Below are 24,275 nucleotides of genomic sequence, written 5' to 3' on the forward strand. Positions count from 1 at the left end.
GCATGATAGTGGCGGCGCTGCATGGACACCGATCGCACCGATACGATCCGCGCGCAGGGCAAGATCGACGATGCCGGCTGGCAGCGCATCTTGTCGCGCGATCCCGCGGCGGTGGCGGCAGCGCCGCTTTACGCCCCCCTGCTCGCATCACCAGATGCCGCAGATGAATGCTTCGTGCTCGGCCGCATCGCCCAGACGCTCGATGGGCGCATCGCCACGCCGAGCGGCACCTCGTTCTGGATCAGCGGGCAACAGGACATCCTGCACACCCACCGGCTGCGCGCGCTGTTCGACGCCGTCCTGGTGGGTGCGGCCACCGTGCGCGCCGACGATCCGCTGCTGACCACGCGGCTTTGCCAGGGGCCGTCGCCGGTGCGCGTGGTCGTCGATGCCGACCGGCGGCTGGATGACGGCTACCGCGTGTTCCGCGGCGGGCCCGCGACCCTGCTGCTGTGCGCCGAGGATGCTGACGGGCCGACACGGCTCGGCACCGCCGAGGTCGTGCGGTTGCCGCGTGCGGCCGGCGGCGGGCTCGATCCCGGCGCCGTGGTCGCGGCACTGCGGGCGCGTGGGGTGCGGCGAATCTTCATCGAGGGCGGCGGCGTCACCGTCTCGCGCTTCCTCGCCGCCGGCGTGCTGGACCGGCTGCACGTGACGGTGGCGCCGCTGCTGCTGGGCTGCGGCATTCCCGCCTTCACTCTGCCCGGGGTCAGCCGCCCGGAAGACGGCATCCGGCTGAACTGGACGCTGCACCGGCTGGGCGACGACCTGCTGCTGGACATCGCGCTGAAGGCGGCACGCCGATGACGGCCGCGCGCGCCTTCTGGACCGTGGCGCCAGGTCGCGGCGAGATCCGGCCGGAAACGCTGCGCGCACCCGGCCCCGAGGAACTGCGCATCCGCATGATCGCGAGCGGGATCTCGCGCGGCACCGAAGCCACCGTGTTCGCCGGCCGGGTGCCGCCGAGCCAGTACGCCGTTATGCGCGCGCCGCTGATGGACGGCGCCTTCCCGTTTCCGGTGAAATACGGATACAGCGCCGTCGGCCTGACCGATGCCGGGAGGCGGGTCTTCGTGCTGCATCCGCACCAGGACGTCTTCAACGCACCGGCCGCCATGTGCGTGCCGGTGCCCGATGCGGTACCCACGCCGCGCGCGGTGCTGGCCGCCAACATGGAGACGGCGCTGAACATCCTGTGGGATGCGGCGCCGCTGCCCGGTGAGCGGATGATGGTGGTAGGGGCCGGCGCTGTCGGACTGCTGACCGCGTCGCTGCTGGCGCGCATCCCCGGCGCCGCCGTCACCGTCACCGACATCGATCCCGGCCGCGCCGTGCTCGCCGAACGCTTCGGCTGCACCTTCGCCCCTCCTGACGGCGCACCCGAGGAACAGGAACTGATCGTGCACGCCTCCGGCAGCGAGGCCGGACTGCGCCTGGCACTCGATCATGCGGCGTTCGAGGCGCGCATCGTCGAGGCGAGCTGGTTCGCCGACCGCGTCCCCGCTCTGCCGCTGGGCGAGGCGTTCCACCAGCGGCGCCTGCGCCTGGTCTCGACGCAGGTGGGCAGCGTGGCGCCGGCCATGCGCGGGCGGCGCAGCCATGGCCAGCGGCTGGGCCTGGCACTGTCGCTGCTGGCCGATCCTGCCTACGACTCGCTCGTCGAATCCGTCACCGCTTTCGACGACCTGCCCGCGCGCATGGGCGACCTGCTCGCGGGCGGGCTCTGCCATGTCGTCACCTATGGGAATTCCGCATGTTCAGTCTGACGGTCTGCGACCACATCATGATCGCGCACAGCTTCCGCGGCGCCGAATTCGGGCTGGCCCAGCGCCTGCACGGCGCGACCTATGCGGTGGAGGCGGAGTTCCGCGCGCCGAAGCTGGACCATCTGAACCTGCTGATCGATATCGGCCTGGCCAAGACCGAGCTGCGACGGGTCCTCGACACCGTCGATTACAGCAACCTCGACGAAGTGCCGGCGCTGGCGGGCCGGAACACCACAACCGAATTCATGGCGCAGCACATCCATTCGCTGCTGGCCGCGGCGTGCCGCAGCGGCGCCATGGGCGATGGCGGCAAGGCGGTGACGGGGCTGAAGGTGCTGTTGCGCGAAAGCCCAGTGGCCTGGGCCGCGTTTGAGGCGGAGATCGGCTGATGCGCGCGGCCTTGATCGTCCCGGCGCCGCTCGCCGCCATATCCGGCGGCTATTCGTATGACCGGCGCATGATCGCGGGCCTGCGCGCGGCCGGCCACGACGCCGCTGCGGTCGAGCTCGCCGGACGCCATCCGTTGGCCGATGCCAATGCGGCCGCCGCCGCGCGGGCAGCGTGGGGCGCCTTGCCCGCGGATACCGTGCCGGTGATCGACGGGCTCGGCCTGCCGGCCTTCGAGGCGCTGGCCGGCGCGCTCTCCGCGCGCAAGGCCGTGGGGCTCATCCATCATCCGACGGCGCTGGAAACCGGCAGGACCGAGCAGGATCGCGACCGGCTGCGCGCCGTCGAGCAGCTGCTGATGCCCAGGCTCGCCCGGGTGATCGTGACCAGCGAATCGACCGCCGAACGCCTCGCGGCGGAGTTCGGCGTGGACCCGGCACGCATCGCCGTGGTGGTGCCGGGCACCGACGACGCGCCGCGCAGCCCCGGCTCCGGCGGCCCCGGCTGCGAGATCCTGTCCGTCGGCACGCTGGTGCCGCGCAAGGGCCATGACGTGCTGCTGCGATCGCTGGCGCGGCTGTTCGACCTCGACTGGCGCCTGACCATTGCCGGCGCGCCGCGCGACCCCGTGCACGCGCGGTCGCTGCAGGCACTGGCGACGGAACTGGGCGTCTCCCAGCGCGTGACGTTCGCCGGCGAAATCGAGGACGAGGCGCTGGAGGCGCTCTGGCAGCAGGCCGACGTGTTCGCTTTGGCGACGCAGTACGAGGGCTACGGCATGGCCGTCGCCGAAGCGCTGAAGCGCGGGCTGCCGGTGGCGGTGACCGCGGGCGGCGCCGCGGGTGCGCTGGTGACACCGCAGGCCGGCGTGGTCTGCGCGCCGGGCGACGAGGTAACCCTGTCGAAATCGCTGCGCCGGCTGATTTTCGACGTCCCCCTGCGCCACGATGCCGCGGGCGCCGCCTGGAAAATCGGGCAGACGCTGCCGGACTGGACGACGCAGGCACGCGCCTTCGCCGCGGCGCTGGCGTGACGCAGGGGCGGGGGTGACCGAGACCTTCGACGGCGACTGGCTGGCGCTGCGCGCACCCTTCGATGCGATGGCGCGGAGTGCCGCACTGGCGCAGCGCCTGTCGGCCATGCTGCCGGCGCGGCCACGCCTTCTGGATCTGGGGGCAGGCACCGGCAGCCTGTTCCGCTGGCTGGCGCCGATCATCGGCCGGGCGCAGGCCTGGACCTTCGCCGACGCCGATGCCGACCTGCTCGCGCGCGCCTTCGCGGATACCGCCGCATGGGCCGAGGCCAATGGCTTCACCGTCACGGCAGCGGGCGTCGCCGGTTCGCGCGCGCTGCTGATCGACACGCCGTCCGGCGCGTGGCGGGTGGACGCCGTGATCGCCGACCTGGCCGGCGCGCCCGAAACGATGCCGCTGGCGCACACGGACGCCGTGGTATGCAGTGCGTTGCTGGACCTGGTGTCCGCCGCCTGGATCGGCCGCTTCGTAGCGGCCCTGCGCACGCCGCTGCTGGCCTGCCTGAGCGTCGACGGGCGCGATGCCTTCCGGCCCGCGCACAAGCTGGATCGCGTGGTCTCCAGCGGCTTTCGCCGCGATCAGGGCCGCGACAAGGGCTTCGGCCCCGCGCTGGGGCCACGCGCGCCGGCGGTGCTGCATGAAGCGCTCGCGGCGCACGGCTTCGCGGTGTCGTCGGCGGCGTCGGACTGGTGCATCCCGCCGACCGCGGCCGCGATGCTGTCCGCGCTGGTGGACGGGCATGCCCGGGTCGCCGCGGCGCATCTGCCCGGGCGGCGCAGCGATATCGCGGCCTGGGAGCAGGTGCGGCTGCGCCAGGCCGCGATGGCGCGGCTTGCCATCCGCATCGGCCACCGCGACATTCTGGCGCTGCCTCCAGCGGGCTGATGCCGGCGCCGGTTTCGGGCGCCGGCTGAATCGGCCCGCCAACCCAGGGCCTTACAACGGGAATAATGCCATGGCACTGCTCGGCTGCATCGCCGACGACTTCACCGGCGCGACCGACCTCGCCTCCATGCTCGTGCGCAACGGCATGCGCGCCGTGCAACTGATCGGCGTGCCCGGCGCCGGCGATCCGGTGCCGGACGCCGACGCCGTCATCGTGGCGCTGAAGTCGCGCACGGCGCCGGTGCGCCAGGCGGTCGGCGAGAGCCTGGCGGCGCTGCGTTGGCTGCGGCAGGCCGGCTGCCGGCAGTTCTTCTTCAAATACTGCTCCACGTTCGATTCCACCGACCAGGGCAATATCGGCCCAGTCGCCGACGCGCTGGTCGAAGCGCTCGGCTGTGGCTTTGCCCTCGCCTGCCCCGCCTTCCCCGCCAATGGCCGCAGCGTCTACCAGGGCCACCTGTTCGTCGGCAGCGCGCTGCTGAACGAGAGCGGCATGGAAAAGCATCCGCTGACGCCGATGACGGATGCCAATCTGGTGCGCGTGCTGTCGCGCCAGACCGACGGCACGGTGGGCCTGGTGCCGTTCGCGGCGGTGGACCAGGGCGCCGCCGCGATCCGCCGCGCCATGACCGCGCTGAAGGAACAGGGACGGCGCTACGCCATCGTCGATGCAGTGAGCGATGCGCATCTGCATGCGATCGGCGAAGCGGCGGCGGAGCACGCGCTGCTCACCGGCGGCTCCGGGGTGGCGATCGGCCTGCCCGAGAATTTCCGCCGCAAAGGACTGCTGCCGGCATTGCGCGATCCCGGCGCACTGCCGGAGGTGCATGGGCCCGCCGCCGTGCTGGCCGGCTCCTGCTCGCGCGCCACGCTGTTCCAGATCGGCACCGCGCGCGAACATGTGCCGACGCTGGAGCTCGATCCGCTGAGCGTGCCGGATGCCAGGGAGCTGGCGCGGCAGGCGCTCGCCTGGGCAGACGGCAAGCTCGGGGCTGCGCCAATCGTCATCGCCGCCAGCGCGCCGCCCGAAAAGGTCGCGGCGCTGCAGGCGAAGCTGGGACGCGAGGCCGCGGGCGCGCTGGTGGAGCATGCGCTGGCCGACATCGCCGGCGCCCTGGTGCAGCGCGGCGTGCGCCGCATGGTGGTGGCGGGCGGCGAGACCTCCGGCGCAGTGGTGACGCGGCTGGGCGTGCGCTCGCTGCGCATCGGCGCGGAGATCGATCCAGGCGTGCCCTGGACCTACGCCGAGGGCGCGCCGGGGGCCGGACTCACGCCGATGCTGCTGGCGTTGAAATCCGGCAATTTCGGCGCCCGCGACTTCTTCCTCAAATCCTTCGCCATGCTGGACGCAACCGCACAGGAACGGCCATGACCGAAGCGCAAACGCGCCTGCTGCTGGTGGAACTCGCCGGCAGCCTGTTCGCACGCGGATTCTCCGTCGGCAGCGCCGGCAATATCAGCGTGCGGCTGGATGACGGCTACCTCATCACGCCCACCAACTCCTCGCTCGGGCGGCTGGATCCGGCGCGGCTGTCGCGGCTGGACCGCGCGTTCATGCACGTATCCGGCGACAAGCCCTCGAAAGAAGTGTTCATGCACCGCGCCGTCTACACGGCGCGGCCGGATGCGGGGGCAGTAGTGCATCTGCATTCCACCATGGCCACCGCGGTCGCGTGCCTGCCCGATGTGGACGCGGCGAACCCGATCCCGCCGCTGACGCCGTATTTCGTCATGCGCGTCGGCCGCAGCATGCCCATCATTGCGTATTACCGCCCCGGCGATCCGGCGATGGAGCCGGCGATCCATGCGGCGGCACGTGACGCGCGCGCGGTGCTGCTGGCCAATCATGGACCGGTGGTTTCAGGAAAGACCCTGACCGATGCCGTCTATGCCGCCGAGGAACTGGAAGAGGCGGCCAAGCTGTTCCTGCTGCTGCGCGGCGCCGCACCGCGGTTGCTGACCGCAACCCAGGTCGACGACCTGCTGGCGACGTTCGCGTAGCGCCCATAGCGGCGCACAGGCGATCCCCACCGGCGATCCCCGATATGGAAAGGGCGCCCCGTTGCCGGGGCGCCCTTCGCATGTGACGCCGGACTCTGGCCTCGATTCAGTTCGAGGTCTCGGTCGTGGTGGGCCCGGGTGTCGGAGCCTCGGCCGCCGGCTTGCGGGTACGCCGCACGGCCGGCTTGGCCGCGGCAGTCTTGCGCGAAGCAGCAGCCCGCTTCGGCGCGGCCGCCGTCGCCCGCTTCGGCGCAGCAGCCGCCTTCTTCGGCGCAGCGGCCTTGCGGACCGCGGGCTTCTTCGCCGCAGCAGCCGCCTTCTTCGGCGCCGCCACCTTCTTCGCAGCGGTCACCTTCTTCGCAGCAGCCGCCTTCTTCGGGGCCGCGGCCTTCTTCGGGGCAGCCGCTGCCTTCTTCGGCGCGGCAGCCTTCCTGGCAGCCGGCTTCTTCGCCGCTGTGGCCGCCTTCTTCGGCGCCGCCGCCTTCTTCACGGCAGCCTTCGCCGCCGCCGGCTTCGCCGCCTTCTTGGGAGCCGCGGCCTTCTTCGCCGCCGGCTTCTTCGCGGCTGCCTTCTTCGGAGCCGCCTTCTTCGTCGCCGCACGCATGGCCAGGGCCATGGCTTGGGGTGTCTTGGTTTCTTCGTTGCTCACGTTAAGGAACTCCTTGTCTGCCGTGATGGGATACGCCGGCTGTCCGAACGGCAACCTGAGCGGCCAGTTCCGCAACATGCAAGCGCCGCCTGACGGGAGCGGCCACGGACCGGATCCATCGCTTCGAACCGGCAATCATGCTGCGGCGCGATTGCGTCCGAAGCATGGCGACGACCCGACCGATCCGGCACGCCGCGGACGTCGATGCGCAGCGCGCCGCCTCGGCAAGACGTCTTGCGCATCGATGTCTTCGGCCTGCGGCGGGCAACATCCCTCCCGGCGCCGATGCGCGATGTGCTGCGCGAGTACCGGATGAGTCTGCGGCCCATCGACCGTACCTTCCCTTGCGCACGCATATGCCGAAGCCAGTTGACGAATCGCGAATCGGACGCATGCGTGCCAGTCACCGCTATCCGCTGTCTCGTACGCGAATGTCAATAAAAAGCAATCGTTGCTTGCCGGATTGCGCACGAAAAAATGCGCCGCGGCCTTTCCGCCGCGGCGCATGCAGATCCTGCGGGCCTGAAGCAGCGTGCGATACGCGCCCTTCGCGTTCGCTCAACCGCGCGCGGAGAGAGGCACGAACGCAAGGTCCTCGGGGCCGACATAGTTCGCCGTCGGGCGGATGATCTTGCCGTCGACGCGCTGTTCGATCACATGCGCGCTCCAGCCGGAGGTGCGCGAGATCACGAACAGCGGCGTGAACATCGCCGTCGGCACGCCCATCATGTGGTACGAGACCGCGCTGAACCAGTCGAGGTTCGCGAACATCCGCTTGGTGTCGGCCATCACTGCCTCGATCCGGTCGGCGATCTCGAACATGTGCAGGCTTCCCGCCTCCTGCGACAGCGTGCGCGCCACGCCCTTGATGATCTGGTTGCGCGGATCGGAGATCGTGTAGACGGGATGGCCGAAGCCGATGATCACTTCCTTGTTCGCCACGCGGGCACGGATGTCGGCCTCCGCCTCGTCGGGTGTCGCGTAGCGCTTCTGGATCTCGAAGGCGAACTCGTTGGCGCCGCCATGCTTCGGCCCGCGCAGCGCGCCGATGCCCGCGGTGATTGCCGAGTACATGTCCGACCCGGTGCCCGCCACCACGCGGCAGGCGAAGGTCGAGGCGTTGAACTCGTGCTCGGCATACAGGTTCAGCGAGGTCTGCATGGCGCGCACCCAGGAAGCACCGGGCGCCTTGCCGTGCAGCAGGTGCAGGAAATGCGCGGCGATGCTGTCGTCGTCGGTCTCCACCTCGATGCGCCGGCCGCCCTGGGAATAGTGGAACCAGTACAGCAGCATCGAACCGAGGCTGGCCATCAGCCGGTCGGCGATGTCACGGGCGCCGGCGTGGTTGTGGTCCTCCTTCTCCGGCAGCGTGCAGCCAAGCGCGGAGACGCCGGTGCGCAGCACGTCCATCGGATGCGCCGCCGCCGGCGTCGCCTCCAGCACCGCCTTCACCGCCGCCGGCAATCCGCGCAGCGAGCGCAGCTTGGCCTTGTAGGCGGCAAGCTCGGCGGCGTTCGGCAGGCGCCCGTGCACCAGCAGATGGGCGATCTCCTCGAATTCGCAGGTCTCGGCGATGTCGAGGATGTCGTAGCCGCGGTAGTGCAGGTCGTTGCCGGTGCGTCCCACCGTGCACAGCGCGGTGTTGCCGGCCGGCACGCCGGACAGCGCCACCGACTTCTTCGGCTTGTTGATCGTCTCGCTCACGATGTCCTCCCTTTCAGAAGATGCCGGGCTTGCTGGCCGCAAGCAGGTCCGCGGGCAACGCCACGTTCAGCCGGTGCAACTCGCCCGCCGGCAGCTTCGCCACGTCCTGCGCCGCCTCCAGGAAGCGGTTGGCCTCGCGGGTGGTGATGATGCCGTCCGTCAGCGTGCGGAACTTGCGGATATAGTCCTCGCGGCCGAACGGCCTGGCGCCCAGCGGATGCGCGTTGGCGACCGCGAGTTCATCCACCAGCGTGCTGCCGTCCTTCATGAACACCTCGACCCGGCCGCCGAAGGCCAGCTCGTTGGGGTCGCGGGAATGATAGCGGCGCGTCCACTCCGGATCCTCGCGGGTCTCGATCTTGTGCCACAGCTCCACCGTGTCCTTGCGGCCGGCGCGCCTGGGAGCATAGGAATCGACGTGGTGCCAGCGTCCGTCCTGCAGGGCGACGGCGAAGATGTACATGATCGAGTGGTCCAGCGTCTCGCGGCTGGCCTTCGGGTCCATCTTCTGCGGGTCGTTGGCGCCGGTGCCGATCACGTAGTGGGTGTGATGGCTGGTGTGCAGCACGATCTTCTCGATCTGGCCGAGATCGGCGATCTGCTCGCGCATCCTGAAGGCAAGGTCGATCAGCGCCTGGCTCTGGTACTCGGCGCTGTGCTCCTTGGTGTAGCTGTCGAGGATGGCGCGCTTGGCCTCTCCCGCTTCCGGCAGCTGCACGTTGTAGTGCGCGTTGGGGCCATCGAGCATCCAGGCGATCACACTGTCCTCGCCCTCGTAGACCGGGCTGGGCGCGCCCTCGCCGCGCATCGCGCGATCCACGGCCTCGACCGCGAGCTTGCCGGCATGGGCGGGGGCGAAGGCCTTCCAGCTGCTGATCTCGCCCTTGCGCGACTGGCGCGTGGTGAAGCTGACATGCACGGCCTGCTGCACCGCCTGGTAGATCACGTCCTGCTTCAGCCCGAGCAGCGTGCCGATGCCGGCGGCCTGTGCCGGCGCCAGATGCGCGATGTGGTCGATCTTGTGCTCGTGCAGGCAGATCGCGCGCACCAGGTCGATATGGATCTCGTAGCCGGTGGCCAGGCCGCGGATCAGGTCCCTGCCCGACCGTCCCATCGTCTGTGCCACCGCGAGGATCGGCGGGATGTTGTCGCCGGGATGCGCGTAGTCGGCGGCCAGGAAGGTGTCGTGCATGTCGAGCTCGCGCACCGCGGCGCCGTTCGCCCAGGCGGCCCATTCCGGGCTCACCCGCTTGCCGGAGGCGACGCCGAACACCGTCGCGCCGTCCTTGCGCGGATGCCCGAGCGCCATGCCGCGTGCGGAGGTGACGGGGCGGCGGTTGATCGCGGCGATGGCGACGGCGGCGTTGTCGATGATCCGGTTCGCGATCATCTCCGTCGTGTCCTTCGGCACCGCCACCTTGTCGGCAGCGACACCCGCGATCTTCCAGGCAAGCTGGTCCTCGCGCTTGAGGTGAGCCTTCGAGGGATACACCTTCACGTCGTGCAACTTCATCTGTAACTCCTCCGGGGTGCGCGGCGAGCGGGATTGGCGTCGTCGCGTGCGCGGTCTAGCGTTGGGGCCCATACCTTGGCGAAAACACCGCTTTCCTAGTGTCGCGCGCCCGTAACGGCAAGCGCGGCCCCCAGCAGAGGGTCCATATATAAGTGTCCGCACCATTCGATTGCGTGTTCCTGGGCGACGTCGTGACGGCGTCCGAGATCGTCAGGAACGGTTACGTGGCCGTGCGCGGCGAGACGATCGCCGCCATCGGCCAGGGCGCGCCGCCCCCGGCAGGCGAGATCGTCGATCATGGCGGGCGCATGATCCTGCCGGGATTGGTCGACGGCCACATGCACACCTCGTCGGCCATCGGCTGGGCCGGCATCGAGGGCGCGACGCGCAGTGCCGCCGCCGGCGGCGTGACCACCTGCGTCGATATGCCCTATGACGTGCCGCAGCCGGTCACCGATGCAAGCGTGCTGGCGGACAAGATCGGCTGGGTGCAGCGGCTCGCGCATGTCGACGTCGCGCTGTACGGCACCATCCGCAAGACCGGCGGCGTCGAGGCGATCGCCGGCCTGGCGGCGGCCGGCGTCTCGGCGTTCAAGCTGTCCACATATGAATACGACGCCGTTCGCTTCCCGCGCATCGACCACCCCACCATGGTTGCGGCGTTCCGCGAGATCGCCAAGACCGGCCTGCCGGTAGCCGTGCACAACGAGGACCAGGAGCTGGTGGAGCGCCTCACCGCGGAGGCGAAGGCCGCAGGCAAGACCGATGCCATCATGCATTGCCGCACCCGCCCGCCGCTGGCCGAGACTATGGCCGACCTGGAAATCTTCGAGATCGGGCTGCAGACCGGCGCGCACGTGCACATCGCGCATTCGTCGCTGGCCCGCGGCTTCGAGATCGCCGAGGTGTTCCGCCGCATGGGCGGTCAATCCGGGTTCAACGCCACCGGCGAGGCCTGCATCCAGTACCTGTGCATGACCGAGGACGACATCGTCCGCCTCGGCGGGCGCGGCAAGTGCAATCCGCCGTTCCGCACCGCGGACGAGGTGGAGCGCATGTGGGCCTGCCTGCAGGACGACAAGATCGCCTATGTCTCCACCGATCACGCGCCATGGCCCGCCGACCGCAAGGGCTCGCCGGACATCTTCGCCAACGGCGCCGGGCTCACCGGCTTGCAGTCGTATGCGCCTCTGATGTTCACGCTGCTGGACGAGCGCGGCCTGTCGCCGACGCTGATGGCCACCTATTGCGCCGAGCGCAGCGCCAAGCTGCACGGCCTGTATCCGAAGAAGGGCGCCATCCGCGTCGGCAGCGACTGTGACCTGCTGGTGCTCGAACGCGCCGACTACGCCTTCGACGAAGCCACCATCCAGGACCGGCCGGAGATGCGCTGGTCGCCCTATCACGGCCGACGGATGCGCGCGCGCGTGGCCGCGACAGTGCTGCGCGGGCGCACCATCTGGGACGGAGCGGAGGTGCTGGCCACCGCCGGCAGCGGCCAGTTCGTCAAGCGGCAGGTGCACTGACGTGTCCCGCATCATCCGCGTCGCCGGCGCCCAGATGGGACCGACGCAGAAGGCCGACACGCGCAGGCACACGCTCGACCGGCTGATCGCGCTGCTGGAGACGGCCGCGTCAGGCGGCGCGAAGCTGGTCGTGTTCCCCGAGCTCGCGTTCACCACGTTCTTCCCGCGCTGGTTCATCGCCGACACGCAGGAGCTCGACACGTATTTCGAGCGCGCCATGCCCAACCCGAACGTGCAGACGCTGTTCGACCGCGCGCGCGAGCTCGGCGTCGGCTTCAACATCGGCTACGCCGAGCTGACGCCTGAAGGCAAGCGCTTCAACAGCGCCGTGCTGGTCGCACCCGACGGCACGACGATCGGCAAGTACCGCAAGGTGCATCTGCCCGGCAGCGTGGAACCGCGTGCGGGCGTGCGCTTCCAGCAGCTGGAGAAGCGCTATTTCGAATACGGCGACACCGGCTTCCCCACCTTCCGCGGGCCGGACTCGCTGGGCCGGGCGGTGCTGGGCATGATGATCTGCAACGACCGCCGCTGGCCAGAGGGCTGGCGCGTGCTGGCATTGCGCGGCGTCGAGCTGGTGTGCATCGGCTACAACTCCGCCGCCTACGACCCCAATGGCGGCGACAGCGAGGATGCCGGGGTGCGGACATTCCACTCGCAACTGGTCGCACAGGCCAACGCCTACATGAACGCCACCTGGGCGGTGACGGTGGCGAAGGCAGGCAACGAGGACGGATCGGGACTGATCGGCGGCTCCTGCATCGTCGATCCCAACGGGCGCGTGGTGGCGGAAACGAAATCGCTGGCCGACGAGGTCATCATCGCCGATTGCGACCTCGATGCCTGCCGCCAGGGCAAGGAGAAGATGTTCAATTTCGCGGCCCATCGCCGCCCGCACTGGTACGGCCCGATCACCGGCCAGGTCGGCGCGACGGCGCCGGAGTAGCGACATGTCCCGCATTCTCACCGTCGCGGCCGCACAGCTCGGGCCGATCCAGAAAAGCGAGTCGCGCGCGGTCGCGGTCGACCGCATGGTCCGGCTGATGGAGCGCGCGCACAAACGCGGCGCCGAGCTGGTGGTGTATCCCGAGCTGGCGCTGACCACGTTCTTTCCGCGCCACTACCACGCCGATCGCGCCGAGGCCGATCGCTGGTTCGAGGAGAGCATGCCCTCGAACGAAACCGCCCCGCTGTTCGCGGCCGCCAGGCGCTACGGCATCGGCTTCCATCTCGGCTATGCCGAGATCGCGCAGGAGGCCGACGCGGCCGGCCTCGTCCGCCGCCGCCATTTCAACACCGCCATCCTGGTCAGCCCCGCCGGCGAGATTCTGTTGAAATACCGGAAGGTTCATCTGCCCGGCCACGCCGAGTTCGACCCCAACCGCGCCGTGCAGCACCTGGAGAAGCGTTATTTCGAGGTCGGCAATCTCGGCTTTCCCGTGATCCGCGCGCCGATGGGCGGGCAGCCCGGCGTGAACATGGGCATGATGATCTGCAACGACCGCCGCTGGCCCGAGGCTTGGCGCGTGCTGGGGCTGCAGAGCGTCGAGCTGGTGATGGTCGGCTACAACACACCCAGCACGAACCAGGCGGCAGCCGGCTTCGAGGCGCATCACCTGCGGGTGTTCCACAGCCACCTGTCGGTGCAGGCCGGCGCCTACCAGAACGCGACCTTCGCGGTGGCGGTGGCCAAGGCGGGCACCGAAGACGGCTGCGAACTGTTCGGCCACTCCATCATCGTCAACCCGCAAGGGGAGATCATGGCCCAGGCGACCAGCTGGGATGACGAGCTGATCACCGCGGATTGCGACCTCGACATGTGCCGCCTGGGCCGCACGACGATCTTCGCCTTCGACAAGCACCGGCGGCCGGAAGCCTATGGCCGCATCACCGGGCAGGTGGGCGCGGTCGAACCGCCGGTGTGGTCGAAGCCGTAGCCTCTGGTATTAAGCCGGCATTAGCAAAGGGGCGGAATAATCCGCATCACCGGCGGACGAAACACCGACGGTCCAGCGGAAAAATTCCGCATCTCCCTTGCAGAAGGTTTCCGCTCCATGAGCATCTCAGGCATCTCGTCCAGTTCGCCCCCGGCCATCCAGCACGCACAGCCGCCCACGGTGAAACGCGATGACGGGGATGGCGACAACGACGCGACCGAAGCCAAGGCCGCGGCCGCCACCGCGACCAGGAGCACCCGCGCGCTCGACACCACCGCCTGACAGCAGGGCGCCTGCCGGCGGCGGACGCCGCACCGTAGCGGGACAGCCGCCCGCGAGAGACCGCAGGCACGGCTGTCCGGCCTTCGGCCCCGGCTAATCCGCCGCCAACGTCATTGGCGCAATATCCGCCATCACCACTGCCAGCGCCTGGCCGGCGGCGGCCTGGCAAGGCTCGATCACCGGGACGCCGATGGCCGCCTCGATGAACGGCCGGTGCTGCGCCATGCCGGTGCAGCCCAGGATCACCACCTGCGCGCCCTGGGCCACCAGGGCGCGGCCCGCCTCGATCAGCCGGGCCTGGGCGGCGTGCGGATCGAGCAGCGTCTCCATCGTCACGTTCAGGGCGATCTCCGTGACCAAGCGCCCCTCCAGGCCCATCGCCCGGAGAGCGGCCAAATGCCGCGCCTTCGAGGCGTTCACCAGCGCGATCACGCCGAACCGCTCGGCCCGCGCCGCGGCGGCGGCCACGGCGCAGCGGAACACGCCCAGGACCGGGCGGGGCGTGGCGGCGCGGACCGCCTCGATGCCGGGATCGGAGGCGCAGGCGATGACGAACAGGTCCGCCGCCTCGCGCTCCACCAGCCGGCAGAGCGGCTCCACCACGCCATGCCAGTCGCGCCAGGAATAGATGGCCGGCGGCCCCTCGGCCAGAGTCGCCACGTCCAGCGCCGGCCCGCCGGGCAGGCGGAACGGCGCCACGGCCGCGGAGATGCCGGCGCTGCAATCGCCGTTGCAGTTGGGATTGACGATGAGGATCCGTGCCATCCGCGAATCCTTGATCGTCAGGGGCGGCCAAATCAAGTAATGCTGCACTGCGGTGGCCCATTTTGGCATGCCGCACCCGAAACCCGTCCCGCATGGAAGCCAAGCTCCTGTCCGAGATCACGCCGGTCCAATGGCACCCAGACCGAACCCCGAAGCAGCCGCCCTGGCCCCTGCCGCCGCTGCTGACCGCGCTCGGGCGCGGCTTCGCCTGCCGTTGCCCGGCCTGCGGCAAGACCAGCCTGTTCGCCGGCTACCTGCGGGTGGTGGCGGAATGCACCAACTGCCACGCGCCGCTGGGGCAGGCGCGCGCCGATGACGCGCCGCCCTATTTCACCATCGTCGTGGTCGGCCACATCGTCGTGCCGGGCATGCTGTGGCTGGAGAAGGCTGAGACGCCGCCGCTATGGGTGCACGCGGCGATCTGGGTGCCATTGACCCTGGCCTTGTCGCTGGCGCTGCTGCGGCCGATCAAGGGGGCCACGGTGGGGCTGATGCTGAAGCTGGGGCTGCTCAAGTCCGAACCGGACGGATGACCGGCTGCAGGAATGACACGCTGGATGGATGAAACGCTGGACAGGGCCGGACCGGACGCCAGGCTGGCGCGCATCTCGCTGGAAGGCGAGGCGCTGACACGATTGTCGCCGCTGCTGGAAGCGGACCGCGCCCAGGCGGTCGCCGACCTGCAGGCGGAGAACCGGTTCGCGCCCGCCCGCACCGCATCCGGCGCCGCCGAGCCCGGCCCCTACGCCCTGCGGCTGTCGATCCAGGAGGGCCGGCTCGCCTTCGACATCCGCCGCATCGACGACACGCCGCTGTATACGCTTCTGCTGGCGCTGGGGCCGTTCCGCCGCCTGATCAAGGACTACCAGCTGCTGGTGGAAAGCCACATCAAGGCGGTCGAGGAAGGCCGCGAGGCGCGCATCCAGGCGATCGACATGGGCCGCCGCAGCCTGCACAACGAGGGAGCGGCGTTGATGATGCAGCGTCTGGGCGGCAAGGTCGCCATCGACTTTGCGACAGCGCGCCGGCTGTTCACCTTGGTTTGCGTTCTACACCAACGAGTTCAGGGACTTTCTTGAGATGAAGATCGATGGCACCCCGTATCGCAGCGTGTGGGTTGACCAGCAGGACGGCTGGTCGGTCCGGATCTTCGACCAGACCAGGCTGCCGTGGGCGCTGGACATCATCCGGCTGACCGGCGTGAACGAGGCGGCGCACGCCATCCGTTCCATGCAGGTGCGCGGCGCCCCGCTCATCGGCGCGGTCGCCGCCTATGGCCTGTGCCTGGCGCTGCGCCAGGACGCCTCGACGGCCGCGATGGAGCGCGATGCCGCGATGCTGGCGCAGACGCGGCCGACCGCGGTGAATCTGCGCTGGGCGATCGACCGCATGCTGACCCGGTTGCGCAACACGGCGACCGGCGAGCGGGTGCGCGCCGCCTACGAGGAGGCCGCCACCATCGCCGACGAGGACGCGGCGATGTGCGAGTCCATCGGCCGCCACGGCGTCGAGCTGATCGAACAGGCCGCGTCCCGCACCGGGCGGCGGGTGAACGTGCTGACCCATTGCAACGCCGGCTGGCTGGCGACGGTGGACTGGGGCACGGCGCTGGCGCCGATCTACATGGCCCATGAGCGCGGCCTCGACGTGCATGTGTGGGTGGACGAGACCCGGCCACGCAACCAGGGAGCCGCGCTGACCGCGTTCGAGCTGGGCAAGCACGGCGTGGCCCATACCGTGATCGCCGACAATGCCGGCGGGCACCTGATGCAGCGCGGCAAGGTGGACCTGGTGATCGTCGGCACCGACCGGGTAACGCGCACCGGCGACGTCGCCAACAAGATCGGAACCTACCTGAAGGCGCTGGCGGCGCATGACAACGCGGTTCCGTTCTGGGTGGCGGTGCCGTCCTCGACCATCGACTGGACGGTCTCCGACGGCGTCACGGAGATCCCGATCGAGGAGCGCAGCGGCAACGAGGTGACGACTGTCACCGGGCGGGCGCTGGACGGCTCGATCGCCACCGTGCGGATCACGCCGACAAGCAGCCCCGCCGCCAACCCCGCCTTCGACGTGACGCCCGCGCGCCTGGTGACCGGCCTGGTGACCGAGCGTGGGCGCTGTGCCGCCAGCGCACCCGGATTGCTGGGCCTGTTCCCGGAGCAGGCCTAGCCCCCTGACGGCAACGGCGGGCACGACGCTTTCCGGAGCAAACCCGTTTCGGTTCGCGATAAGCCATATTTTCAACTTGCGGTCGCCGTATGGTGGGGCACACTGACGCGTCAGGTGTCGGGATGGGAGACGGTATCGGGGTGGCGGAATTCTGGGCCGAGTGGGGGATGCTGGCTTACGCCGGCGCCGCCGGGTGGGCTTTTTTCGAAGGCGAAACCTTCGTGCTGCTGGCCGCAGCGGCAGGACGCGCCACCGACCTGATCGACCCTTGGATGCTCACGTTCTGCGTCTGGATCGGCTCGTTCCTGGGCGACCAGCTGTGGTTCACCCTGGGCCGCCGCTACGGCGCCCGCGCCGTGCGCCGCCTCCCGGGCGCCGAACGCCGCCTGGCGCAAGCCATCAGCTTCCTCGACCGCTACGGCGTTGCCTTCGTGCTGACCTTCCGCTTCGCCTACGGCATCCGCAACGTCGCCTCGGCCGCCTGCGGCGTCGCGGGGATGAACTGGGCGCGCTTCGCCGTGTTGAACTTCATCGCTGCCGGCATCTGGGCGACGAGCTTCGTCAGCGCTGGCTGGTACCTCGCGGCGTGGCTGGGCGCCGAGGGCGTCTACTGGCTGCTGGGCGCCGTGGGCTTCGCCATCATCGGCTCGCTGGTGCTGCGCATGTGGCGCGGCACGGCCCGGACGGCGAGCACGAAGCCCGCCGTCTGAGCCCCCCTCCTCACAAGCCTTCGAACAGCGCCGTGGTGATGTAGCGCTCGGCGAAGGACGGGATGATCGTCACGATCAGCTTGCCCGCCATCTCCGGCCGGCGCGCCAGCTTCAACGTCGCCGCCACCGCCGCACCCGAGGAGATGCCGCCGGGAATACCCTCACGCCGGGCCAGCAGGCGCGCCATCTCGAACGACTCGTCGTTGCCCACCTGGATGATCTCGTCGATCTGGCTGCGATCCAGGACCTCCGGCACGAAGCCGGCGCCGATGCCCTGGATCGGGTGTGGACCCGGCGCGCCGCCGGACAGCACATGGCTCGCCTCCGGTTCCACCGCGATCATCTTCAGGCTGGGCCGGCGCGGCTTCAGGGCCTGCCCCACGCCGGTCAGCGTGCCGCCGGTGCCGATGCCGGATACCACCACGTCCACCTGGCCCTCGGTGTCGTACCAGATCTCTTCGGCGGTCGTACGGGCGTGGATGGCGGGGTTGGCGGGGTTGGCGAACTGGTTGGGCATCACCGCACCCGGCGTTGCCGCGAGCAGCTCGTTGGCACGCGCGATCGCCCCGTTCATGCCCTTCTCGCGCGGGGTCAGCTCCAGCTCGGCGCCAAGATAGCCAAGCATCTTGCGGCGCTCGATCGACACCGATTCCGGCATGGTCAGGATCAGCCGGTAGCCGCGCGCGGCGCAGACGAAAGCAAGCCCGATGCCGGTGTTGCCGGAGGTCGGCTCGATGATGACCGCGCCGGGGCCGATCTTTCCGGCCTCCTCCATCGCCACGATCATGCTGACGCCGATGCGATCCTTCACGCTGGCGATCGGGTTGAAGAACTCCAGCTTCAGGCAGATATCCGCGGTGATGGCGTGGTCCGCGCAGATCTGCGGAATGCGCACCAGCGGCGTGTTGCCAATGGTTTCGGCGATGCTGTCATAGATGCGGCCGCGCAGCGGACGGTCGAAGGTCAGGGGTTTGCGGTCGGGCATCGCGTTGTCTCCTTTGGACATCGTTATTTCACGACGATTTGTCGTATTAAAATCAACATACTGTCGAGCGTGCCATTTTCCAGATCCCGGCGCAACGGCCCTTGCCGGCGCACCGGCGACACGGCATCGTTCGCCGACAAACAATAAAACCGGGAGCCTCCTCGATGATCCTTCGCCGCATGTCGCTGGCGGCCGCGCTGCTGTTCTGCGCCGGCGCGGCGTTCGCCCAGACCGCCCTGCCGCCGCTGCGCACCGGCGTGGACGGCACCTTCGCCCCGCATGCCATGCCGAAGCTGGGCGGCGGCATCGAAGGCTTCCAGGTCGATCTGTTCACCGAGGCGGCGCGGCGCATGCACCGCGACATCGTCATCGAGAGCACCAGCTTCAGCGGCCTGATCCCGGGCCTGCAGGCCGGCCGCTACGACTTCATCGCCGCCCCCACGACGGCGACGAAAGAGCGCGCCGAGAACATGCTGTTCACCTCGGGCTATCTGTGGACCGCCTACGAGTTCGGCATCAAGAAGGGTTCGGCCCCGATCAAAGGGTGGGAGGACCTGAAGGGCAAGGCGGTGGCGGTGAACAAGGGCACGCCGTACGAGACCCTGTCGCGGAGCATGGCCGAGAAGATCGGCTTGACCGTGCAGGTCTACGACACCCAGCCGGACGCGACCCAGGCGGTGCTGTCGGGCCGCGCCTACGCCACCCTCGGCGGCAACACCGTGATCAAATACGCCGCCAGCAAGAACCCGCAATTCGTCGCCGACCTGGTGCTGCAGGACACCAAGGCGCACTGGGCGGCGCCGTTCCGCAAGGACAGCGTGGCGCTGCGCAACCAGATGCAGGACGCGCTCGACTGCATGAAGAAGGACGGCACGATCGCGAAGCTGTCCGAGAAATGGTTCGGCGTGGCGCCCGCCGCCGACGACCTGGAACGCGTGGTCACACCCGGCTACGGCGTGCCCGGGATGCCCGGCTACGACCCCACCCCGCACGAGCTGAAGTGCCAGGGTTGAGAGGCCGGCGGTGACGCCCCCAGCGGCGACACCAATCGTTCGCGCCACCGCGATCCACAAGCATTTCGGCGCCCTGCATGTGCTCAAGGGCGTCGACCTGGAGGTCGCCGAACGCGAGCTGGTGTTCGTGATCGGCCCCTCCGGCTCGGGGAAGTCCACCCTGCTGCGCTGCCTGAACCGGCTGGAGGAGCCGTCCTCCGGCAGCGTGGTGGTGGACGGGATCGACCTCCTGGACCCGCGCACGGACATCAACCACGCCCGCCAGCGCATCGGCATGGTGTTCCAGTCCTTCAACCTCTATCCGCACATGACGGCGCTCGGCAACGTGACCCTGGCCCTGCGCAAGGTCGCCGGGCGCGGCCGGGCCGAGGCCGACGCGATCGGCCAGGCGGCCCTGGCCCGCGTCGGCCTCGCCGACCGCGCCGGGCACATGCCCGCCCAGCTTTCCGGCGGGCAGCAGCAGCGCGTGGCGATCGCGCGCGCCATCGCGCTGGAGCCGCGGGTGATGCTGTTCGACGAGCCGACCAGCGCGCTCGACCCCGAGCTGGTCGGCAGCGTGCTGCAGGTGATGCGCGAGCTGCGCGAAAGCGGCATGACCATGGTGGTGGTGTCGCACGAAATGGGGTTCGCCCGCGCCGCCGCCGACCGGGTGCTGTTCATGGACGAAGGGATGATCGTCGAAGCCGGACCGCCGGCGCAGATCTTCGCAGCGCCCGCGCAGGAGCGGACACGGGCCTTCATCAGCCAGATCAAGCATCACTGATGGGCAACTGGGACCGTTTCGTCGAGACCTTCTTCAATGCGAAGGTGATGGCGAAATACTGGCCCGACATCCTCTCCGGCCTGTTCGTCACCATCGAGCTCGCGGCGTTGATCGTCGTCACCGGCCTGATCGCCGGGCTGGCGCTGGCGCTGTTGCGCAGCCTGGGCATCAGGCCCTTGAACTGGCTGATCGTGTTTGTGGTGGACCTGTTCCGCGCGCTGCCGCCGCTGGTCATCATCGTGCTGATCTATTTCGGCCTGCCCAGCGTCGATCTCGTCCCCTCCGGCTTCGTGTCCACCTGGATCAGCCTCGCTCTGGTGCTGATGGCGTTTGCCGAGGAGATCTTCTGGGCCGGCATCACCGCGGTGCCGCGCGGCCAGTGGGAGGCGGCGCGCTCCACCGGGCTGTCCTTCGGCCAGACGCTGCTGGGCGTGGTGCTGCCGCAGGCGCTGCGCATCACCATCCCGCCGCTGACCAACCGCACCATCGCCATCACCAAGGGCACCGCGCTGGGCTCGGTGGTGGCGGTGTCGGAGATCCTGGGCCAGGCCTCGTCGGCGGTGTCGAACAGCTACAACCCCTCCCCGCTCACGCTTGGGGCGGCGGCGTATCTCGTGCTGTTCCTGCCGGTGGTGGTGCTCGGGCGCTGGATCGAGACCCGGTTCGCCTGGAAGCGATGATCGAGACCTTTCTCAACGCCGCCATCCTGAAGGCGGCCTGGCCGATCCTGCTGGCCGGGCTGGGCAACACATTGGCGCTGTCCCTGCTGGTGGTGCCGCTGGGCCTCGCCGGCGGCGTGGTGCTGGCGCTGCTGTCCACCGTGCGGGTCCAGTGGGTGCGCTGGCCGCTGATGGCCTGGGTGGATTTCTTCCGCGCCTTCCCGCCGCTGGTGCTGCTGATCTTCCTGTATGCCGGCCTGCCCTTTGCCGGGCTGGAAATGGGCGGTTTCGGTTGCGTCGCCGTGGCCTTCTTCCTCAACACCGGCGCCTATTACGGCGAGGTGCTGCGCGCCGGCATCGAAAGCGTGCCGGCCGGCCAGATCGAGGCGGCGCGCAGCACCGGCTTGTCGCGGCTGCAGGCGCTGGCCCATGTCGTGCTGCCCCAGGCCGTGCGCAATGTGATGCCCGACCTGTTGTCGAACACGCTGGAGGTGGTCAAGCTGACCTCGCTGGCCAGCGTCGTCGCCCTGCCGGAGTTGCTGTTCCAGGCCCGCCAGGCGCAAAGCCTGACCTACAACCCAACCCCGATCGTCGCCGCGGCGGTGATCTATTTCCTGCTGCTATGGCCCGTTGTCCGTCTGCTCAGCCGCCTCGAGAACCGCGCGCTCGCCGGGCGGCGCTGATCGCGCTGCCGGTGGTGCTGACGCTGGCGGGGTGCAAGGCCGCCCCACCCGGCCCCACGCCGCCGCCGGCCGCCGAGCAGCCGCTGCGCATTCCCCCCTTCGCGCGCGTGCCGTACGAGCCGTTCGGCCGCGCCGATGCGGTGGCGATGGCGCTGCGGGAATGGCGCGCGTGGGGCCAGATGGTCGACGACGCGCCGCCCGAGGAGCGGCCGCCCCCGGCGCCCGAGGACAAGCCCGAGCGGATGCCCGGCATGTGGCAGCGCGTGGGCGAGTACTGGTGGCTGAGCCAGGACAATGGCCGCACGGAAGCCGCCTGGACCGGCAAGCACGATGACGACGACGTCGTGTTCGACGCCGGCCGCGACGAGGACTACGCCTGGTCGGCCGCTTTCGTCAGCTACGTGATGCGCATGTCCGGCGCCGGTCCGCGCTTTCCGTATTCGCCCTCCCACGTCACCTACATCAATATCGCGCGGCAGATGTCGCTGGGCCAGGCCGCCGGCTGGGTCGTCTGGGCCGAGCCGATCGACACGACGGCGCCCCAGCCCGGCGACCTGATCTGCTATGGCCGCCACAACGCGCGGCGCATGCGCTTCGCCGACCTGCCGGCCCGGCACTTTCCAAGCCATTGCGACATCGTGGTCAGCGCCGTCCCCGGGCAGCTCGCGGTGATCGGCGGCAATGTCGACGATGCCGTGACCATGAAGCACGTTCCCGTCACTGCGGCCGGGACGCTCGCCGCCCCCAGGGGTGCGCCGCTGGACACGCGGTATCCGTGGTTCGTGGTGATTCGCGTGCTGTACGACCGGTGAGGCGATAAGGATTATTTTTAATATTGCTTTCCTTCCGGCCCGGGATAAGATGTGCTGGCAATGCATCTTATCCGAAAGGCGCCGCAATGGGCCGGCTCGTTCTCAACCTGTTCCTGCTGCCCGGCAACATCGTCGGGAATCTGCTGCACGCCGCCGAGCCCGATGACCGGATGATGATCCGAACCATGGTCAACATGCTGGTGTGGAACATCGTCATCGTCGTCGGCGCCTTCCTGCTTTATTAAGGCCTCCATGACCGTTCCCGCCCCGCTCATCGCCATCAACGAGGACAGCATCCGCCTGCTGGTGCACGGCTTCTACGACCGGGTCCGCGCCGACCCGGCACTCGGCCCCGTGTTCGACACCGCCATCGCCGCCGAGGACTGGCCGGCGCATCTGCAGACCATGTGCCGCTTCTGGTCCTCGGTGATGCTCGCCTCCGGGCGCTACAACGGCAATCCCGTCGCCGTGCACCGGGCCGTCTCCGGCATCGCGCCGGAGTTGTTCCCGCACTGGCTGGCGCTGTTCGCGACCACGGCGCAGGCCCTGTTCGTGCCGGCGGAAGCGGCGAAATTCATTGCCAAGGCCCAGCGCATTGCCGAGAGTCTGCGGATCGCGGTGTTCTTTCGCCCCGGCCAGCCGCCTGATCTCGGGAGCCCGGCATGCGCCTGACCGCCTTCACCGACTATTCGCTGCGCGCCCTGATGTATCTGGCGGCCGAGCAGCCGGGCCGGGAAAACCTGGCCCGGATCGCCGATATCGCCGCCGCCTATGGCATCTCCGAGGCGCATCTGACCAAGGTCGTGTACCTGCTGGCCCAGGGCGGCGAGATCGAGACCATACGCGGCCGCAACGGCGGGCTGCGACTGGGCAGGCCGCCGGACCAGATCAATCTCGGCCAGCTGATCCGCCGCACCGAGCCCGATCTCACGCTGGTGGAATGCTTTGACGGCGGCGCCTGCCGCGTGGATACGGCCTGCGCGCTGAAGCACGTCCTGCACGAAGCGCTCGACGCGTTCCTCGCGGTGCTCGACCGCTACACCCTCGCCGACCTGATGGCGCCGCGCCGCGACATCGCTGCCCTGCTCGGCCTCACCCCGGGGCGTGGCTCGGCATCACGCGGATTGCCTTCATCCGCCTGATATAATTTCTTGTTGAGACCGAGCGCTTCCGGCGCGCACCGTCACGCGGAAAGCACGCCAGCCACGTCGGCGGCTTCCGCCGGCCGGCGCGGCCGCGCCAGCGCCCTGGCCGCAAGCGCCATGGCGGCGGCATCCACGAACTCGGTGCAGGCGGTCAGCAGGGTCACCACCGCGACCGCCGCCGGATGCGACAGCACCGCCGCCTGCGCCAGCGGCGACAGGCCGCCCAGCAGCATCAGCCCCCCGACGGCGCAGAGGACCGGGAGGTAGATCACCAACTTCAGCGCCGTGATCCGCAGCACCGCGCCGCGCGTGTACGAATACGCGGTGTCCATCGCGTTCGCCCGCATGCCGGCCGCGCCCAGAGGCGGGGCGATCGCCAGCCGGAATGTCAGCCACCATGCCACCAGCTTGCTGAGGATCGCGACCGTCAGGATCGCCCAGATGATGACGCGGTGCCCTGCCAGCCGCGGGGCCGCATCCAGAACGAGTGCGAAAGGCAGCCCGCCGAGCATCACGATCAGCGACAGCACCAGCGTGACCAGCAGCACCCGCCGCACCCGGAAATCCAGCCGTAGCAGCGGCCGATCGTCTTCGCCCAGGATCACCTGGCGATACAGCTTGGTCAACACCGGCGCCATCAGCACCAGCGCCGGCAGCGCCACGGCCCAGTTCATGACATGCGTGACGACCCAGCCGGGCTGCTGGTAGCGCGCCAACATGGCGGTCGCAAACACCGCCGACGCGGCATAGATCGCCGCCGCGGCCAGGATCGTCTGTGGATGCGCGCGGGCAAAACCCGGAATCGCCAGCGCGCCGGCCTTGGCGGTCCCGAACACGGGGATCATCGGCGGATCGGCTTGTCGCGGGATGCGGATGGGCCGGAA

Annotated in this window: 29 protein-coding genes; 23 read left to right on the forward strand and 6 right to left on the reverse strand. The window is 69.5% G+C overall.

The genetic code is table 11. The features are described from left to right. The first annotated feature begins 21 nt into the window (after positions 1-21). The 7 genes from OL599_RS11150 (at position 22) to otnC (ending at position 6,073) form a co-directional block, all read left to right on the forward strand. The gene (locus OL599_RS11150) at positions 22-807 is read left to right on the forward strand and encodes a RibD family protein (protein WP_264713816.1); all 786 of its coding nucleotides are present in this window, start codon (positions 22-24) and stop codon (positions 805-807) included. Continuing rightward, positions 804-1,766, forward strand: coding sequence for a zinc-dependent alcohol dehydrogenase (locus OL599_RS11155; RefSeq protein WP_264713817.1), 963 nt, complete (start codon positions 804-806; stop codon positions 1,764-1,766). The genes OL599_RS11150 and OL599_RS11155 overlap by 4 nt, the downstream gene beginning before the upstream one ends. After that, positions 1,754-2,155 carry a 6-pyruvoyl trahydropterin synthase family protein gene (locus tag OL599_RS11160; protein WP_264713818.1) on the forward strand — a complete coding sequence of 134 codons (402 nt, stop codon included), beginning with the start codon at positions 1,754-1,756 and terminating at the stop codon, positions 2,153-2,155. Before OL599_RS11155 ends, OL599_RS11160 begins: the two co-directional genes overlap by 13 nt. Beyond that, positions 2,155-3,186, forward strand: a complete 1,032-nt coding sequence (locus OL599_RS11165) for a glycosyltransferase family 4 protein (protein ID WP_264713819.1) — start codon at positions 2,155-2,157, stop codon at positions 3,184-3,186. Before OL599_RS11160 ends, OL599_RS11165 begins: the two co-directional genes overlap by 1 nt. 13 nt (positions 3,187-3,199) lie before the next feature. Continuing rightward, entirely contained in the window at positions 3,200-4,072 is an 873-nt protein-coding gene (locus OL599_RS11170) for a class I SAM-dependent methyltransferase (protein WP_264713820.1), read from the forward strand. 70 nt (positions 4,073-4,142) lie between these two features. Further along, positions 4,143-5,444: a 3-oxo-tetronate kinase gene (gene otnK / locus OL599_RS11175; protein WP_264713821.1), complete on the forward strand. Its 1,302-nt coding sequence runs from the start codon at positions 4,143-4,145 to the stop codon at positions 5,442-5,444. After that, complete coding sequence (gene otnC, locus OL599_RS11180; protein WP_264713822.1) at positions 5,441-6,073, forward strand: 3-oxo-tetronate 4-phosphate decarboxylase; 633 nt, start codon at positions 5,441-5,443, stop codon at positions 6,071-6,073. The genes otnK and otnC overlap by 4 nt, the downstream gene beginning before the upstream one ends. A 106-nt stretch (positions 6,074-6,179) precedes the next feature. Here the strand turns inward: otnC and OL599_RS11185 are convergent, their stop codons facing one another. From OL599_RS11185 to OL599_RS11195, 3 genes are all read right to left on the reverse strand, one after another. Continuing rightward, entirely contained in the window at positions 6,180-6,776 is a 597-nt protein-coding gene (locus OL599_RS11185) for a hypothetical protein (protein WP_264713823.1), read from the reverse strand. A 504-nt stretch (positions 6,777-7,280) separates the two neighbouring features. Beyond that, positions 7,281-8,426, reverse strand: a complete 1,146-nt coding sequence (prpC, locus tag OL599_RS11190; RefSeq protein ID WP_264713824.1) for a bifunctional 2-methylcitrate synthase/citrate synthase — start codon at positions 8,424-8,426, stop codon at positions 7,281-7,283. Positions 8,427-8,439: 13 nt separating this feature from the next. Continuing rightward, a complete protein-coding gene (locus OL599_RS11195; RefSeq protein WP_264713825.1) occupies positions 8,440-9,939 on the reverse strand; it encodes an MmgE/PrpD family protein in 1,500 nt (499 codons plus the stop codon). Positions 9,940-10,091: 152 nt separating this feature from the next. Here OL599_RS11195 and OL599_RS11200 point away from each other — a divergent pair, with 152 nt between their 5' ends. The 4 genes from OL599_RS11200 to OL599_RS11215 all read left to right on the forward strand — a co-directional run bounded on the left by OL599_RS11200 (position 10,092) and on the right by OL599_RS11215 (position 13,684). Beyond that, positions 10,092-11,465, forward strand: a complete 1,374-nt coding sequence (locus OL599_RS11200; protein ID WP_264713827.1) for a dihydroorotase — start codon at positions 10,092-10,094, stop codon at positions 11,463-11,465. 1 nt (position 11,466) lies between these two features. Further along, a complete protein-coding gene (locus tag OL599_RS11205; RefSeq protein ID WP_264713828.1) occupies positions 11,467-12,411 on the forward strand; it encodes an N-carbamoyl-D-amino-acid hydrolase in 945 nt (314 codons plus the stop codon). A gap of 4 nt (positions 12,412-12,415) precedes the next feature. Next, a complete protein-coding gene (locus OL599_RS11210) occupies positions 12,416-13,402 on the forward strand; it encodes an N-carbamoyl-D-amino-acid hydrolase (RefSeq protein WP_264713829.1) in 987 nt (328 codons plus the stop codon). 117 nt (positions 13,403-13,519) lie between these two features. Continuing rightward, a complete protein-coding gene (locus OL599_RS11215; RefSeq protein ID WP_264713830.1) occupies positions 13,520-13,684 on the forward strand; it encodes a hypothetical protein in 165 nt (54 codons plus the stop codon). Positions 13,685-13,777: 93 nt separating this feature from the next. On the opposite strand, the gene OL599_RS11220 is transcribed toward OL599_RS11215, so the two are convergent. Continuing rightward, complete coding sequence (locus OL599_RS11220) at positions 13,778-14,449, reverse strand: aspartate/glutamate racemase family protein (protein WP_264713831.1); 672 nt, start codon at positions 14,447-14,449, stop codon at positions 13,778-13,780. 92 nt (positions 14,450-14,541) lie between these two features. On the opposite strand from OL599_RS11220, the gene OL599_RS11225 reads away from it, so the two are divergent. The 4 genes from OL599_RS11225 (at position 14,542) to OL599_RS11240 (ending at position 17,331) form a co-directional block, all read left to right on the forward strand. Beyond that, on the forward strand, positions 14,542-14,982 hold the full coding sequence (locus OL599_RS11225; RefSeq protein ID WP_264713832.1) for a DUF983 domain-containing protein: 441 nt from the start codon (positions 14,542-14,544) through the stop codon (positions 14,980-14,982). A gap of 24 nt (positions 14,983-15,006) precedes the next feature. Further along, positions 15,007-15,528, forward strand: coding sequence for a UPF0262 family protein (locus OL599_RS11230; RefSeq protein WP_264713834.1), 522 nt, complete (start codon positions 15,007-15,009; stop codon positions 15,526-15,528). Position 15,529: 1 nt separating this feature from the next. Next, entirely contained in the window at positions 15,530-16,621 is a 1,092-nt protein-coding gene (gene mtnA, locus OL599_RS11235; protein WP_264713835.1) for an S-methyl-5-thioribose-1-phosphate isomerase, read from the forward strand. 122 nt (positions 16,622-16,743) lie between these two features. Further along, positions 16,744-17,331, forward strand: a complete 588-nt coding sequence (locus OL599_RS11240; protein WP_264713836.1) for a DedA family protein — start codon at positions 16,744-16,746, stop codon at positions 17,329-17,331. A 10-nt stretch (positions 17,332-17,341) separates the two neighbouring features. On the opposite strand, the gene cysK is transcribed toward OL599_RS11240, so the two are convergent. Beyond that, positions 17,342-18,316 carry a cysteine synthase A gene (cysK, locus tag OL599_RS11245; RefSeq protein WP_264713837.1) on the reverse strand — a complete coding sequence of 325 codons (975 nt, stop codon included), beginning with the start codon at positions 18,314-18,316 and terminating at the stop codon, positions 17,342-17,344. Positions 18,317-18,480: 164 nt separating this feature from the next. Between cysK and OL599_RS11250 the strand changes: the two genes are divergently transcribed. From OL599_RS11250 to OL599_RS11285, 8 genes are all read left to right on the forward strand, one after another. Further along, positions 18,481-19,329, forward strand: a complete 849-nt coding sequence (locus OL599_RS11250) for a transporter substrate-binding domain-containing protein (RefSeq protein WP_264713838.1) — start codon at positions 18,481-18,483, stop codon at positions 19,327-19,329. 10 nt (positions 19,330-19,339) lie between these two features. Further along, a complete protein-coding gene (locus tag OL599_RS11255; protein WP_347403198.1) occupies positions 19,340-20,092 on the forward strand; it encodes an amino acid ABC transporter ATP-binding protein in 753 nt (250 codons plus the stop codon). After that, positions 20,092-20,772, forward strand: coding sequence for an amino acid ABC transporter permease (locus OL599_RS11260; protein ID WP_264713840.1), 681 nt, complete (start codon positions 20,092-20,094; stop codon positions 20,770-20,772). The genes OL599_RS11255 and OL599_RS11260 overlap by 1 nt, the downstream gene beginning before the upstream one ends. Next, positions 20,769-21,434: an amino acid ABC transporter permease gene (locus OL599_RS11265; RefSeq protein ID WP_264713842.1), complete on the forward strand. Its 666-nt coding sequence runs from the start codon at positions 20,769-20,771 to the stop codon at positions 21,432-21,434. Before OL599_RS11260 ends, OL599_RS11265 begins: the two co-directional genes overlap by 4 nt. Next, positions 21,374-22,246: a DUF2272 domain-containing protein gene (locus OL599_RS11270; protein WP_283949644.1), complete on the forward strand. Its 873-nt coding sequence runs from the start codon at positions 21,374-21,376 to the stop codon at positions 22,244-22,246. The genes OL599_RS11265 and OL599_RS11270 overlap by 61 nt, the downstream gene beginning before the upstream one ends. Positions 22,247-22,332: 86 nt before the next feature. Further along, positions 22,333-22,491 carry a hypothetical protein gene (locus OL599_RS11275; RefSeq protein ID WP_264713845.1) on the forward strand — a complete coding sequence of 53 codons (159 nt, stop codon included), beginning with the start codon at positions 22,333-22,335 and terminating at the stop codon, positions 22,489-22,491. A 7-nt stretch (positions 22,492-22,498) separates the two neighbouring features. Beyond that, positions 22,499-22,918: a group III truncated hemoglobin gene (locus OL599_RS11280; RefSeq protein WP_264713846.1), complete on the forward strand. Its 420-nt coding sequence runs from the start codon at positions 22,499-22,501 to the stop codon at positions 22,916-22,918. Beyond that, positions 22,909-23,388 carry an RrF2 family transcriptional regulator gene (locus OL599_RS11285; protein ID WP_264713847.1) on the forward strand — a complete coding sequence of 160 codons (480 nt, stop codon included), beginning with the start codon at positions 22,909-22,911 and terminating at the stop codon, positions 23,386-23,388. The genes OL599_RS11280 and OL599_RS11285 overlap by 10 nt, the downstream gene beginning before the upstream one ends. A 41-nt stretch (positions 23,389-23,429) precedes the next feature. On the opposite strand, the gene OL599_RS11290 is transcribed toward OL599_RS11285, so the two are convergent. Further along, positions 23,430-24,236: a hypothetical protein gene (locus OL599_RS11290; RefSeq protein WP_264713848.1), complete on the reverse strand. Its 807-nt coding sequence runs from the start codon at positions 24,234-24,236 to the stop codon at positions 23,430-23,432. Positions 24,237-24,275: the final 39 nt, after the last annotated feature.

Origin of the sequence: Limobrevibacterium gyesilva, assembly GCF_025989185.1 — a bacterium.
Classification (GTDB): Bacteria; Pseudomonadota; Alphaproteobacteria; order Acetobacterales; family Acetobacteraceae; genus Limobrevibacterium; species Limobrevibacterium gyesilva.

Excerpts from the sequence above, each read along its gene's own strand:
- otnC (WP_264713822.1), top strand. The coding sequence starts at position 5,441 with ATGACCGAAGCGCAAACGCGCCTGCTGCTGGTGGAACTCGCCGGCAGC.
- OL599_RS11210 (WP_264713829.1), top strand. The coding sequence starts at position 12,416 with ATGTCCCGCATTCTCACCGTCGCGGCCGCACAGCTCGGGCCGATCCAG.
- OL599_RS11195 (WP_264713825.1), bottom strand. The coding sequence starts at position 9,939 with ATGAAGTTGCACGACGTGAAGGTGTATCCCTCGAAGGCTCACCTCAAG.
- OL599_RS11275 (WP_264713845.1), top strand. The coding sequence starts at position 22,333 with ATGGGCCGGCTCGTTCTCAACCTGTTCCTGCTGCCCGGCAACATCGTC.
- OL599_RS11215 (WP_264713830.1), top strand. The coding sequence starts at position 13,520 with ATGAGCATCTCAGGCATCTCGTCCAGTTCGCCCCCGGCCATCCAGCAC.
- OL599_RS11165 (WP_264713819.1), top strand. The coding sequence starts at position 2,155 with ATGCGCGCGGCCTTGATCGTCCCGGCGCCGCTCGCCGCCATATCCGGC.
- OL599_RS11240 (WP_264713836.1), top strand. The coding sequence starts at position 16,744 with ATGGGAGACGGTATCGGGGTGGCGGAATTCTGGGCCGAGTGGGGGATG.
- OL599_RS11220 (WP_264713831.1), bottom strand. The coding sequence starts at position 14,449 with ATGGCACGGATCCTCATCGTCAATCCCAACTGCAACGGCGATTGCAGC.
- OL599_RS11260 (WP_264713840.1), top strand. The coding sequence starts at position 20,092 with ATGGGCAACTGGGACCGTTTCGTCGAGACCTTCTTCAATGCGAAGGTG.
- otnK (WP_264713821.1), top strand. The coding sequence starts at position 4,143 with ATGGCACTGCTCGGCTGCATCGCCGACGACTTCACCGGCGCGACCGAC.
- OL599_RS11250 (WP_264713838.1), top strand. The coding sequence starts at position 18,481 with ATGATCCTTCGCCGCATGTCGCTGGCGGCCGCGCTGCTGTTCTGCGCC.
- mtnA (WP_264713835.1), top strand. The coding sequence starts at position 15,530 with ATGAAGATCGATGGCACCCCGTATCGCAGCGTGTGGGTTGACCAGCAG.
- OL599_RS11270 (WP_283949644.1), top strand. The coding sequence starts at position 21,374 with ATGGCCCGTTGTCCGTCTGCTCAGCCGCCTCGAGAACCGCGCGCTCGC.
- cysK (WP_264713837.1), bottom strand. The coding sequence starts at position 18,316 with ATGCCCGACCGCAAACCCCTGACCTTCGACCGTCCGCTGCGCGGCCGC.
- OL599_RS11225 (WP_264713832.1), top strand. The coding sequence starts at position 14,542 with ATGGAAGCCAAGCTCCTGTCCGAGATCACGCCGGTCCAATGGCACCCA.
- OL599_RS11265 (WP_264713842.1), top strand. The coding sequence starts at position 20,769 with ATGATCGAGACCTTTCTCAACGCCGCCATCCTGAAGGCGGCCTGGCCG.
- OL599_RS11285 (WP_264713847.1), top strand. The coding sequence starts at position 22,909 with ATGCGCCTGACCGCCTTCACCGACTATTCGCTGCGCGCCCTGATGTAT.
- OL599_RS11230 (WP_264713834.1), top strand. The coding sequence starts at position 15,007 with ATGGATGAAACGCTGGACAGGGCCGGACCGGACGCCAGGCTGGCGCGC.
- OL599_RS11160 (WP_264713818.1), top strand. The coding sequence starts at position 1,754 with ATGTTCAGTCTGACGGTCTGCGACCACATCATGATCGCGCACAGCTTC.
- OL599_RS11150 (WP_264713816.1), top strand. The coding sequence starts at position 22 with ATGGACACCGATCGCACCGATACGATCCGCGCGCAGGGCAAGATCGAC.
- OL599_RS11280 (WP_264713846.1), top strand. The coding sequence starts at position 22,499 with ATGACCGTTCCCGCCCCGCTCATCGCCATCAACGAGGACAGCATCCGC.
- OL599_RS11290 (WP_264713848.1), bottom strand. The coding sequence starts at position 24,236 with ATGATCCCCGTGTTCGGGACCGCCAAGGCCGGCGCGCTGGCGATTCCG.
- OL599_RS11155 (WP_264713817.1), top strand. The coding sequence starts at position 804 with ATGACGGCCGCGCGCGCCTTCTGGACCGTGGCGCCAGGTCGCGGCGAG.